The organism is Lysinibacillus sp. FN11 (assembly GCF_024628845.1).
Classification (GTDB): domain Bacteria; phylum Bacillota; class Bacilli; order Bacillales_A; family Planococcaceae; genus Lysinibacillus; species Lysinibacillus capsici.
Window position 1 is genome coordinate 257,649 of record NZ_CP102383.1, and the last position, 13,370, is coordinate 271,018.

A 13,370-nucleotide genomic window follows, 5' to 3' on the forward strand; every position below is an offset into this window, starting at 1 on the left:
GATGCTTGAAGGATGTGATTATTTGAATGAATTAAAAACAGCTATTATTGATATCGGCTCCAATACTATCCGATTAGTATTATATCAATATAATAATGAAGAGGGACTTCGTGAGCTTGGAAATATTAAGACGGTAGCACGATTGCGTACATATTTACAGCCCTCAGGAGAGATGTCTGACGAAGGTATTCAAGTGTTATCAGAAACTTTATTGACATTTAAAGCCATGCTTGAGGATTTTGAAGTAACAGATGTAATAGCTGCTGCGACTGCTGCTATTCGACAAGCCACTAATCGAGACAAAATTATTGAGGAAATGAAAGAACGGACTGGTATCCAAATACAGCTTTTATCAGAAGAAGAAGAAGCCTATTTTGGATACGTTGCTGTTGCTTATTCCATGGGTACGAAATCGGCCGTAACGATAGATATCGGTGGTGGTAGTACCGAAATTACGCTGTTTGAAAATAAAGAAATTCAGCAATCACATAGTTTCCCTTTTGGGACAGTTTCTTTAAAGCAACGTTTTGTAAAAGGTGAAATTATTAATAGTAGTGAGAAAAAAGAGCTTCTTGCCTTTGTCAAAGAGCAGTTCCAAACACTCCCTTGGATAAAAAATGTTGCTCTACCCATTATCGCAATTGGTGGTAGTGCGCGGAATATTGCTCAAATACATCAACAAAAGCATGATTACCCTATTGCCAGCGTTCATGGTTATGAAATGACGAAGGAAAATTTGGATGATTTAAGCTTATTTTTAGGACAATTAAGCTTTCAGGAGTTGAAACAATTGGATGGGCTCTCATCTGACCGCGCAGATATCATTGTTCCTGCATTAGAGGTATTTAGAATATTGATGGAGGTAGTTGGTAGTGAGACCTTCCAACTGACCAAGCGAGGTTTACGTGAGGGACTCATTATTCAACGGATTTTGCAAACAGATCCACAGGCGTTTGATAAAGATAATGTATTTGAAGGAAATGCTAGAAGATTAGCACGTCAGTATGGTCGGAGTGAAATGGAAGTAGATTATTTAATGCATTTAGCAGACCAATTGTATCGTGAATGTTGTCATTTAGGCTACTTGCAATATCATCCAGAAGATTTGCATTTATTAGCAAAAGCGGCGAAGGTTTTTAATATAGGAGAGTATATCGAATTAAGCTCTTCAAGCCAACATACTTTTTATTTAATTGCGAATCAGTCCATTGATGGTTTAAATCATTTAGAACGAGTAAAACTAGCACTTCTTGCCTCCTATAAAAATAAAGATTATTTCGAACGTTTTGCTGCTCCATTTGCTACATGGATGAGTCGGGAGGAACATCGTAAAATAAGAGATTTCGGAGCGTTATTAAAATTTGTCTATGCATTAAATGTTTCAAAACGCAATATAGTACATGCTATTGAAATGCACACAGAAGAAGATCATGTTCAGCTTAATATTTATGTAAAAAAGAATGCTGCGGCTGAAAAATATCAAGCCAATCGACATAGAAAGCATTTAGAACGTGCATTAAAAATCCCAATGAAGATCAATTTTATTGAAGAAGGGTGGAACAATGGATGACAACTGAAGTAACGAAAAACGAGCTACATGGGGAAGAATTTTCCGAAAACTACAATCTATTGTTAGAGGAAATTGCAAAGCCTCAATATTATAATAATCGCGAATTAAGCTGGCTTGCCTTTAATGAGCGAGTGCTAGAGGAAGCAGAGGATATTAATAATCCTCTGCTTGAACGTTTAAAATTTTTAGCTATATTTAGTTCCAATTTAGATGAATTTTTTATGGTACGTGTTGCAGGCTTACAGGACCAGGTTCGTGCAGGTTTTCATAAGCCCGAAAACAAATCTGGCTTAACGCCGAAGGAACAGTTGGCCAAAATAGCAGAACGCACACAAGCATTAGTGCGTCGACAAACTGAGGTATATAGACATTTAATCTATGATTTACTGCCTCAACATAATGTACATATTGCGGACATGAAAGATTTAAATAGCAAGCAAAAATCATTTATCAATGAAATGTTTGCAGAAACTATCTTCCCTGTTTTAACACCTGTTGCAGTGGATGCGTATCGTCCTTTCCCAACTTTGCTTGGTAAAACTTTGAATTTACTAGTGCTGTTAGAACAGGATGAGTCAGATCTTGAAAGTCGTGAAAGAGTGGCGATTGTCCAGGTTCCATCTGTGCTAGATCGCTATATAAAAGTACCGTCCGAAGAAGGAAAGACAGTTGTAGTTTTATTGGAGGATGTGATAGTAGCACATATTGAAAAGCTGTTTTATGGCTATAGCGTAAAATCAGCACAAGCCTTCCGCTTAACAAGAAATGCAGATTTAACTATCCATGAAGAAGGGGCTCGAGATCTTCTCGTGGAGATCGAAAAAGAGCTGAAAAAGCGAAAGTGGGGAGTAGGAAGCCGTTTAGAAGTTCGAGTGGGAGAAATGAACGAGGAAGTGCTGCAATACTTACTAGATGAATTCGAAATAGAAGAATCCGATGTATTCCATATTGATGGTCCTTTGGATTTAACGTTTATGTTCTCTTTTGTGAAAGGTATTTCAGTAGGTCGTGAGCATTTAGAATATGAAAGCTTTATCCCACAGCCACCTTTAGATTTACAGTCTGACGAAAATATTTTCGAAAAAGCACTTCAACAGGATATATTTTTCCATCATCCATATGAATCTTTTGCCCCTATTGTTGATTTTATTTCTGAGGCCGCTGTCAACCCGAATGTGTTGGCTATAAAACAGACATTATATCGAGTAAGCGGGAATTCCCCTATTATTCAAGCGTTAAAACTTGCCGCTGAAAACGGTAAACAAGTAACGGTATTAGTGGAACTAAAGGCACGTTTCGATGAAGAAAATAATGTACACTGGGCAAAACAATTAGAACAAGCAGGTTGTCTTGTAATTTATGGGATGAATAATTTAAAAACACACTCAAAAATTACGCTAGTCGTTAGTCGTCGTAACGGCAAAATAGAACGTTTTGTCCATTTGGGTACCGGAAATTATAATGATGCTACTGCAAAAATTTATACGGATATGGGCATAATAACGACAGATAAAGAGTTTGGCATTGATGCGACAAATTTCTTTAACTACTTAAGTGGCTATACAGAAAAACCTACCTTTAATCATTTAGTCGTTGCACCATTTGATATACGAGATGAGTTTATTCGTTTAATGGATGAGGAAATTGCCTGTCATAAAAAATATGGAAATGGTTTTATCCGTGCAAAAATGAATTCATTGACAGACAAAGATTTAATGATGAAGCTTTATGAGGCATCCATTGCGGGTGTAAAGGTCGAACTTATTATTCGTGGTATATGCTGTATTAGACCAGGAATCCCAGGTATTAGTGAAAACATTACCGTAACAAGTATTGTTGGTCGTTTCCTTGAACACTCTCGTATTTATTGGTTCCATCATAATGGGGAAAATAAAGTTTATTTATCCTCTGCAGATATGATGACACGTAATATGATTAAACGTGTAGAAATTTTATTCCCTGTATATGCAAGTGAAGCAAAAACTCGTATTATTGACATAATGAATGCACAATTAATGGATACTGCGAAAGCCCGTATTCAAGACTCTAATGGTAAGTATCATTATAAAGAGTTTGATCGTAGCGAAGATCCATTAAATAGCCAGGAAATTTTCTTGAAGGATGCATTAAAGCCTACGCTAGACGAAGAATAGAGCAAACACGCTACTTAGTGAGGGATAGAATGAAAAAATGTAGAGAAAATGTAGCGCCATTTGCAGAATATCAACAGCTCATGCAACTAAATCCATTTGATGCAATTATTTGTTTGAGACAAGTTGATAACACAGTGTTTGAGGTCGTTGAATTTAATGAAAAGCTATCTTCAATGATTGAGCTGGAGGATATAACAGCCAAAAACGCTGAGAACTTTTTTACTAAGCAATGCTGGCTGCAATTGTCGGGATTTCTAATTGAGGAAATCAATAAACAGCATACTCTAAAATTAGGTAACGGTCTTCAAGAGAAAACATTTGTGCTTCATGTTCAGCACTTTTCTGAATCAATCGTTGCCATTATTCTTCGAGCGATAACATTTGAAGAAAATCCCTATTTACAGTTCATTGAACAACACATAAGTCCAGTGTTAACGACAGATTTACAAGGTCGAATAATTCATCAAAATATTGCTGCTACTGCTACACTATCGAGAGAGCAGCACAGTCTAATTGGACTAGATATTTTTTCATTACTAGAAAGTAAATACCTCAATGAATTTAAATTATTATTTACCAAAACAATCGAAGGTTCAGCGTTTGGCATGCCTAAATGCTTATTGAAAGGTGATTTACTAAGTAAAGAGCCCTTTTATTTAAGAACGCATCCAACCTATTATAATGGTGAAGTTGTGGGTGTTCACCTATTTGTTAAAGATGCGAATTCATTTATGAATGATCATGAAGCATTCTATTACCTAGCACTAATGGATGAATTAACAGGTATTTGGAATCGAAAAGCTTTTAAGGAGCATTGGCTACAGCATTTAAATGATAAAAAGCAAGAGCATAAGCAAGCCGCTCTTATTTTAGTTGACATTGACCGTTTTAAAAAGTTTAATGAATCCCTTGGCGAGAGCAAGGGAGATGATTTGATGCGTATGTTTAGTCATAGGTTACGGGAGCTTTGCTACTCAAAGTGTTCGCTATATCGATATAATAGTGACGAGTTTATTTTTGTGCTCAAAGATGCAACCATCCAAAAAATTGAACGAACTGCAAACTTGATTATGGACGTATTAAAACAGCCATTTATGATAGATGGACAGGAATATTTTATAAGTGTATCGATTGGGATTTCACTTAGCCCAGCAGATGGTAAAGATATCGAGACACTTGTACGGAAAGCAGATAAAGCTTTATTTTCTGTTAAAGAACATGGTCGTTCACATTACCGCTACTACCGTGAAGATATGACGGCTATTTTTCCAAACGAAGCATTGATGGAGGCACATTTACGTCGTGCAATCGAATTTAATGAGCTAAGTCTCCATTTACAACCGCAAATGGATTTAGCAAATAATAGCATCAATAGCTTTGAAGCATTATTACGATGGAATAACCGTAAATTTGGTTTTGTATCACCAGCACAATTTATTCCTATTGCAGAAGCCTCAGGGTTGATTATTGAAATTGGTGATTGGATTATTGATGAGGTATGTCGTTACCAAAAAGAATGGCAATCGAAGGGATATCGTCCTGTACGGATTGCAGTCAATATATCTCCAAAACAGTTTCGAAAAGAAAATTTTGCCCGAAAAATTAAAACAGCTTTAAAGAAATATGGTGTACCACCTGAATTATTAGAAGTAGAAATTACCGAAAGCTCTATGACAAATGTTCATGAAACATTTTCGATTCTTACAGAACTGAAGCAATTAGGTGTTTATGTGTCTGTGGATGACTTTGGGACAGGCTATTCCTCATTAAGTTATCTCAAGCGTTATCCGATTGATATTATTAAAATTGATCAGTCATTTATTGCAGATATAGCAAAGGATGACAAAAATGAAGCCATTATAAAAGCCATTATTTCGATGTCTCATAATTTAGGATTAGAGGTCATTGCTGAGGGAATTGAAGAACCAATACAAGTCGATTTTCTCAAACGCCATCGTTGTCAAAAAGGGCAAGGCTATTTGTATAATAAACCATTACCAGTAGAAACGATTGTACAACAATATTTTGTAAGCTAGAAAACGGGTAGCACTTTCATCATAAAATAGATGAAGTGCTACTTTTTTATTTGCCGTTTTTAAGACCGTTTAAGACAATTGCTGTAAATTGCGCCATCTCAGAGGCTAGGTCAAAGTCTTCACTATGTATCAACCAATCATAGACATTGGCACGCATACAGCGCTGAATAAGTGTTTGTATGGTAGCAGCAGAAACATCTTGTCTAAATTCCCTATGTTGAATTCCTTCCTCGATATATGTATTCATTATCTGAAAAATCTTACGTTGTGGATTGATTAAATAATGATCCTGTTTTACTTGGTTTGTCATAGCAGCCGTATACACTGTACGTAATAAATCCTTCCCCACAATATTTGTTAAATATTTCATTTGCTCTTGATATACTAAAAGAATTTTTTCACTTGCTGGTAATGAGGGATCAATATTTTTTTCAACTGTACTATAAAAATTATCAAGCTCCTTAAATTTTTCTAAAATAACATCATATTTAGATGGGAAATGTGTATAAAATGTACCCTTTGAAACATTACATGCCTTCGTAATTTGTTCAACAGAAACATGTTCATAACCATGCTTGTTAAATAAATCTAAAGAAGCTTTTAATAATTTTTCACGTGTTTCTAATGCCTTTTTCTGTCTGCTTGTGAGTGTTTCCATCGGTAGCTAATACCTCCTGTTTAAAATATTGTAAAATATCTTTTGTGAAAAATATTCTGAAAATATTAAATTTTTAATTGACGAGATGGATTTTGATTGATTATGATTTAAATGACCGAAGTCAATGACTGTGGTCAATGAGGTTATCTCGTTATTAATGTTACTTTAAAAAATGAAAGTTGGCTAGTATATCATCAAGTTTTCCGTTGTATTTTCAAGGAATGGGGAGGTCACAATGAAGGGAAAATTAGGTTTTATTGGCTTAGGGAATATGGGTTTACCGATGGCTATTAACTTATTAAGGGCAGATTATCAGGTGTATGGTTTCGATACGAATGTGAAAGCAATGGATCAATTCGCAGCAGCAGGTGGTTTCGGCCTTGAGACAGCTATGGATATTGCGAAACAATGTGATGTTATTATGACAAGCTTGCCTACCCCTCAGGTTGTAGAATTGGTTTATCAGTCAGAGCAAGGAATTTTACAACATGCAAAGAAAGGATGCCTACTGATTGATTTTAGTACTGTTAATCCCGAATTGAATGATACGTTACATACAGAAGCTATAGCTTTGGGATTACGTTATTTGGGAGCTCCTGTCAGTGGGGGTGTCATTGGGGCTATCAATGCGACATTAACTATTATGGTTGGTGGTGACACAGAAGATTATAAAAGTGCCAGTGAAATATTCGGAATAATCGGTAAAAATATTTATCATTTGGGTACATCTGCAAGTATAGGGACGCGGATTAAATTACTTAATAACTTAATGATTGGCTTTTACACAGAGGCAGTCGCTGAAACGATTGTACTTGGTGAAAAAATGGGTATTCAGGCAGACACGCTCTATGAAGTATTAAGTAATAGTTATGGGCAAAGCCGTATTTATGAACGTAATTATTTGGAATATATGAAAAATGATAATTATGAGCCGGGCTTTTCGACAAATCTACTATTAAAAGATTTGAAGTTAGCTAAGGAAATGGCTGATGAAGCAGGCGTATCGCTGCGAATCGGCGAAAAGTTAGTGGATCTTTATAGTGAAATTGCTCAGCAGGGCTATGGAGAAAAAGATATGTCTGCAGCTTATTTAAGCTTAAAAGAAAAATGTAAACTAGAACAATTTTAAGAGGAGGAAATGGATATGACAACAGCACAAGATGTTAAAACATTAACACATTTTATTGGTGGCAAATTGGTTGAAGGAAAAAGTGGACGATTCGGTTCGGTATTTAACCCAACAACAGGTGAAGTCATTGCTAAGGTACCCCTTGCAACAGTAGAGGAAACACAAGATGCAATCGAGCAAGCTCAAGCAGCATTTCCAGCTTGGCGTGATACGTCAGTGGCTAAGCGTGCAGAAATTGTACTAAAGTTCCGTAACCTTATCACTGAAAATATGGAAGAGCTATTACAAATCATTTGTACTGAAAGCGGTAAAACGATTGAAGATGCCAAAGGTGAAATTACACGAGGACTTGAATCTGTTGACTTAGCCATTGGTGCGCCACACTTAATGAAAGGAGAATACTCTGTAAATGTTGGAGGTCAAATAAATGCTTATTCTGCAAAGTATCCATTAGGGGTTGTGGCAGCAATTTCTCCATTTAACTTCCCCATCATGGTGCCTCTAGCACAAACGAGTATGGCCATTGCTGTAGGAAATGCGGTTATTTTAAAAGCATCCGAGCGTGTGCCAATGACTGCATTGTATGTTAGTGAGCTTTGGAAGAAGGCGGGATTGCCTGATGGTATTTGGACAGTAATCAATGGTGATAAAGATGCTGTCAATGAACTTTTAGAAAACCCTGCTGTGCAAGCGATTTCATTCGTTGGATCAACACCAGTTGCGAAGTATATTTATGAAACTGGGTCAAAATATGGAAAGCGTGTTACTGCACTTGGTGGGGGTAAAAATAATATGGTTGTAATGCCTGATGCGGATCTTGAACAGGTAGCTAATGCCTTTATTGGAGCAGCGTATGGGGCAGCCTCACAACGCTGTATGGCGATATCTACCATTATGCCTGTAGGAAAGGATACTGCAGATCGTCTAGTGGAGATTCTGAAGGATAAAATCGCCAATCTGAAGGTTGGCCCTTATACAAATCCTGATTCAGATTTTGGCCCTGTTATTTCTCAACAATCGAAAGAAGCAATTCTTACTGCAATTGATCGAGGGGAAGCCGAAGGAGCTTCAGTAATTTGTGACGGACGAGAGCTTGACATTGTCAAAGAGTCTAAAGGGTTTTATGTAGGACCTACATTATTAGATCATGTAAAACCAGGAATGGAAGTTTACGAGCAAGAAATATTTGGTCCAGCTCGCAATGTTGTTCGTGTAGATTCCTTAGAGGAAGCTATTACACTTATAAATAAGCATGAGCTAGGCAATGGTGTCACAATCTTTACGAATGATGGATTAGCAGCTCGAAAATTTACAACAGAAATTGATGTTGGCATGGTTGGTGTCAATGTACCAATTCCAATTCCTGTTGGCTACCATAACTTCGCAGGCTTTAAAGGCTCTCGTTTTGGTGAGGGGCATATGTTTGGCCCAGATCAAGCACGATTCTTTACAAAAACTAAGACAATTTCAGAGCGTTGGATGGCTGGTAATGCCTCCCCAGCATCCACATTTGCATTCCCAAGCAATAACGACTAATAAAACCTAGAGCTGTAGAGCTATACAGCTCTTTTTCTAAAAAAGGGGATGGGTGGGGTGTAAATGTTAGAGTATATTGGTCTTTTTGGTAGTTTAGCATTATTAGTTTATTTAACAATGAAGGGTGTAAATCTACTTATTTCAGCACCGTTAACGGCGCTGTTAGCAGCTTTAACAAACGGTCTTGCATTTTTTCCTCAAACAGCTGATAAAGATCAGCCCAACTTTCTAACGAGCTATATGGATGGGTTCACAGGATTTGTTGGTTCTTGGTACTTAATGTTCATGGCGGGCGCCATTTTCGGTAAAGTCATGGAGGACACAGGCGCTGCAGATAGTGTCTCTAAATGGATTGTAGAAAAAATAGGGGTGAAATATGCCACATATGCTGTAGTCTTAGCTGCAGCAGTACTCACATATGGTGGTGTTTCAGTTTTTATCGTAGCCTTTTCTGTTTATCCAATGGCTATTAGTTTATTTAAACAAGCAAACTTTCCAAGACGTTTTATTCCTGCTGCACTGGGCCTAGGTTCTGTCACATTTACGATGACATCAGCAGGCTCACCTGAGATTCAAAATTGGATACCGATTCCATATCTTGGTACAACTCCATATGCTGGTTGGCAAGTTAGTATTGTCGTGGCTATTTTTATGGCCGTTGGTGGCTCGCTTTGGCTGAATTGGATGATTAAACGCGCTGTAAACAATGGGGAGATTTTCATTGAGCGCTCCACTGATCCAGTTACTGATAAAACACGTAAGCTACCGAGTCCCCTTTTGAGTCTCGTACCATTATTAGTTGTTTTAGTCATTTCTTATATTTTCCATAATTCACTTGGAACCTCTGCTTTAATTGTAGCCTTAACTAGTGGCTGTATCGTGGCTTATTTAGTGAGTTACAAATATGCAAAGTCAGTTGGCGCAACATTAGCAGCAGGTGCGATGGGTGCTATTATTGCCATTGCAAATACGGCGGCTGTTGTCGGCTTTGGTGGGGTAGTAAAAGCAACACCATCCTTTGTTGCAACTGTTGATGTAATGACCAATATCCCTGGCAGTCCGCTGATTGGAGGAGCCTTAGCCATTGCGGTTATTGCTGGTTTAACAGGTTCAGCATCAGGGGGACAAACAATTGCAATGCCCTTACTAGCACCGCATTATATCGAGATGGGTGTAGATACAGAGGCATTGCATCGGACAATCGCTATAGCATCTGGTTCCCTAGATTCATTGCCACACGGAGGATATGTTGTGACAACCATCAATTCAGTATGTAATGAAAAGCATAAGGATGCATATATGCCATTTGGAGCTTTGACGGTTATTATCCCTATCATAGGTACAATACTTGCAATCATATTATTCTCATTAGGGATGTAGGAGGGATGAAGTATGCAAGGGAAAACGGTTTTTATTACAGGGGCAGCTCGTGGTATTGGTCTTGCCATAGCACAAGCATTTGCTGAGCAAGGGGCTAATGTTGTGATAACAGATAAAAATGAACAGCTTCTAGAGGAAGCCGTCGCACAATACCCCTCTTTAACTTCCTATATATGTGATGTGACAGAAGAACAAGCCATAAGAGAAGCCATCGATTTTACGATTAATAAATTCTCAACATTAGATATTTTAATCAATAATGCAGGATTTCAACATGTGTCGCTTATTGAGGATTTTAAGACAGAAATTTTTGAGTCAATGCAAAAAGTGATGGTCGTTGCTCCCTTTGTAGCGATGAAGTATGCGTTACCACATATGAAGAAAAATCAATTTGGTCGTATTATCAATATGGCCTCCATCAATGGCGTCATTGGGTTTGCTGGGAAGGCAGGCTATAATGCAGCAAAGCATGGTGTGATTGGGCTTACTAAGGTAACGGCACTAGAGGTGGCGACAGATGGAATTACGGTAAATGCTATTTGTCCAGGGTATGTTGACACGGAATTAGTACGTAATCAGTTTATGGATTTAGCACAGACACGGGGTATTCAAGTGGAGGAAGTACTTGAACAAGTGTTATATCCACTTGTACCGCAAAAACGTTTACTTGATGTCTCGGAAATTACAGGACTTGCATTATATTTAGCAAGTGATATAGCAAAGGGGTTAACCGGTCAGGCCATTCTATTAGATGGTGGCTATACAGCTCAGTAGCTTAGGAGGGAAAATATGATTCAAACAAAAACCATTTTTACTGTTCATTCACCAGGGACGATTGTATATGGTCGTGATTCATTTGAAGAAGTAGGAGAGTATGCGAAAAAACTAGGTTCTAAGGCATTAATTATTAGTGATCCAATGATGGATAGTTTAGGATTTGTGAATAAATGCCATACACTGTTAAAGACCCAAGGGATAGAAGTCGTTTCATATATAGGGGTGATAACTGAGCCGGATGATACGTATGTAGCAGAGGGATTACAGCTTTTGCAGAAGGAAAACTGTGATGTCATTATATCTGTTGGTGGGGGTAGCTGTATTGATACGGCGAAGGCGATTGCAGTAGTGGCTACAAATGGCGGCTACATAGGAGATTATATGAAAATGGCAAAAGTTGCAGCTGTTGCACCAATTCCACACATTGCAATACCAACAACAGCAGGTACAGGCTCTGAAGCCACAGATGCAACTGTTATTACCAATACAAAAAGTGATGTAAAAATGATGATTAAGCAACCAGCTTTTATGCCAACTATGGCGGTTGTTGATCCTATTTTAACCATTACTTCACCTCCAGCAATTACCGCAGCAACAGGAATAGATGCATTGAGCCATGCCATTGAGAGCTATTTATCGCGTTTAGCTCATCCTTATTCGAATGTGCTCGCCTTATCTGCTATGGAATTAATTGTGAATAACATCATAAAGGTTTTTGAACATGGAGATGATGTTGATGCTAGGGAAGCGATGTCATTGGGTTCGATGCAGGCAGGGCTGTCATTTTCAAATGCTTCTGTTGCCCTCGTACATGGAATGTCGCGTCCCATTGGTGCACTTTTTCACGTACCACATGGCATCTCCAATGCGATGCTTTTACCAGCTGTACTAGACTATTCAAAAGATGCTTGTATAGATCGATTGGCAGATTTGGGACAATTTTTTAATAAAACAAAAGAATGTCTATCACAAGAGGAGCTTGCTCAGCTTGCTATTACGTCCATTAAAGACATGTGTAAGTATATGAAAATTTGCAATTTAAAACAGTGGGGAATAGATGAGCAAGCTTATTATCAGGCCATTCCTAAAATGGCTGAGGATGCACTTGCAAGTGGAAGCCCTGACAACAATCCGAAGATACCAACTTTAGAAGAGTTAATGGAGCTATATAAAATTGCCTATACGTATGAGTTTTAATTATATTGGAGAGCTATTCATTCGGATGAATGGCTCTTTTATATTTTTTTAGAAAATAAACTCACATTCTATAGAATTAATATGACATATTCGAGAATATATAGTAAACTTTTAGTGAATCATCATTCATTTTTAACAAAGGGGGAAATGGAATGTTGCAAAGGAAGACGATTATTATTACGGGTGGATCAAGTGGCATGGGGCTGTATATGGCAAAGCAGTTCGTGACTGAGGGAGCTAATGTTGTCATAACAGGTCGTAATGAAGAACGATTAGCAGAGGCAAAGAAATTTATAGCTGAGGCTGGTCCCTCTATTGAGACATTCCAAATGGATGTACGTGTACCTGAGCATGCTGAGGCTATGCTCGCATTTGCTATTGAAAAATTTGGTCAAGTGGATGGGCTTGTGAATAATGCAGCAGGTAATTTTATTGTACGTGCAGAGGATTTATCACCGAATGGCTGGAAGGCTGTCGTAGATATTGTATTAAATGGTACATTCTACTGTTCTTCAGTAGTAGGCAAGTATTGGATTGAACATAAGATCAAAGGGTCTATATTAAATATGGTAGCGACGTATGCTTGGAATGCAGGAGCAGGTGTGATCCATTCTGCTGCAGCAAAAGCAGGGGTACTATCATTGACGAGAACGCTAGCTGTTGAGTGGGGGAAACAGTATGGGATTCGGGTTAATGCTATTGCACCAGGTCCAATCGAGCGTACTGGTGGAGCCGATAAGCTTTGGGAATCAGAAGCAGCGGCAGCTCGTACACTAGATTCTGTTCCACTAGGCCGAATAGGAACACCAGAAGAAATTGCTGATTTAGCTACATTTATGATGTCTAACAAAGCAAGTTATATGAATGGCGAATGTGTAACTTTGGATGGTGGGCAGTGGCTCAATCAATATCCATTCTAAAAAAGTTTGCATAA

At 38.0% G+C, this 13,370-nt stretch carries 10 protein-coding genes; 9 read left to right on the plus strand and 1 reads right to left on the minus strand.

Going from position 1 to position 13,370, the window contains the following annotated elements; translation table 11 throughout:
• The first annotated feature begins 22 nt into the window (after positions 1-22).
• The 3 genes from NP781_RS01160 to NP781_RS01170 are packed head-to-tail and all read left to right on the plus strand — an operon-like array spanning position 23 to position 5,759.
• Positions 23-1,570 (plus strand): Ppx/GppA phosphatase family protein, encoded by a 1,548-nt coding sequence (locus NP781_RS01160; protein WP_257521224.1) that lies wholly within the window; start codon positions 23-25, stop codon positions 1,568-1,570.
• On the plus strand, positions 1,567-3,723 hold the full coding sequence (locus NP781_RS01165) for an RNA degradosome polyphosphate kinase (RefSeq protein WP_221679578.1): 2,157 nt from the start codon (positions 1,567-1,569) through the stop codon (positions 3,721-3,723). Before NP781_RS01160 ends, NP781_RS01165 begins: the two co-directional genes overlap by 4 nt.
• 29 nt (positions 3,724-3,752) lie before the next feature.
• On the plus strand, positions 3,753-5,759 hold the full coding sequence (locus tag NP781_RS01170) for a GGDEF and EAL domain-containing protein (RefSeq protein ID WP_257521225.1): 2,007 nt from the start codon (positions 3,753-3,755) through the stop codon (positions 5,757-5,759).
• 46 nt (positions 5,760-5,805) lie between these two features.
• Here the strand turns inward: NP781_RS01170 and NP781_RS01175 are convergent, their stop codons facing one another.
• The gene (locus NP781_RS01175; protein WP_257521226.1) at positions 5,806-6,417 is read right to left on the minus strand and encodes a TetR/AcrR family transcriptional regulator; all 612 of its coding nucleotides are present in this window, start codon (positions 6,415-6,417) and stop codon (positions 5,806-5,808) included.
• Positions 6,418-6,652: 235 nt separating this feature from the next.
• Between NP781_RS01175 and NP781_RS01180 the strand changes: the two genes are divergently transcribed.
• The 6 genes from NP781_RS01180 to fadH all read left to right on the plus strand — a co-directional run bounded on the left by NP781_RS01180 (position 6,653) and on the right by fadH (position 13,356).
• Entirely contained in the window at positions 6,653-7,546 is an 894-nt protein-coding gene (locus NP781_RS01180; RefSeq protein WP_257521227.1) for an NAD(P)-dependent oxidoreductase, read from the plus strand.
• Between the two features lie 15 nt (positions 7,547-7,561).
• Positions 7,562-9,082 (plus strand): CoA-acylating methylmalonate-semialdehyde dehydrogenase, encoded by a 1,521-nt coding sequence (locus NP781_RS01185; protein ID WP_257521228.1) that lies wholly within the window; start codon positions 7,562-7,564, stop codon positions 9,080-9,082.
• Between the two features lie 63 nt (positions 9,083-9,145).
• Positions 9,146-10,462 carry a GntP family permease gene (locus tag NP781_RS01190; protein ID WP_257521229.1) on the plus strand — a complete coding sequence of 439 codons (1,317 nt, stop codon included), beginning with the start codon at positions 9,146-9,148 and terminating at the stop codon, positions 10,460-10,462.
• A 12-nt stretch (positions 10,463-10,474) separates the two neighbouring features.
• A complete protein-coding gene (locus NP781_RS01195; protein WP_221679590.1) occupies positions 10,475-11,236 on the plus strand; it encodes a 3-hydroxybutyrate dehydrogenase in 762 nt (253 codons plus the stop codon).
• A 15-nt stretch (positions 11,237-11,251) separates the two neighbouring features.
• Entirely contained in the window at positions 11,252-12,436 is a 1,185-nt protein-coding gene (locus tag NP781_RS01200) for an iron-containing alcohol dehydrogenase (RefSeq protein ID WP_257521230.1), read from the plus strand.
• 152 nt (positions 12,437-12,588) lie between these two features.
• Complete coding sequence (fadH, locus tag NP781_RS01205; protein WP_257521231.1) at positions 12,589-13,356, plus strand: 2,4-dienoyl-CoA reductase; 768 nt, start codon at positions 12,589-12,591, stop codon at positions 13,354-13,356.
• The last annotated feature ends 14 nt before the right edge of the window (positions 13,357-13,370 follow it).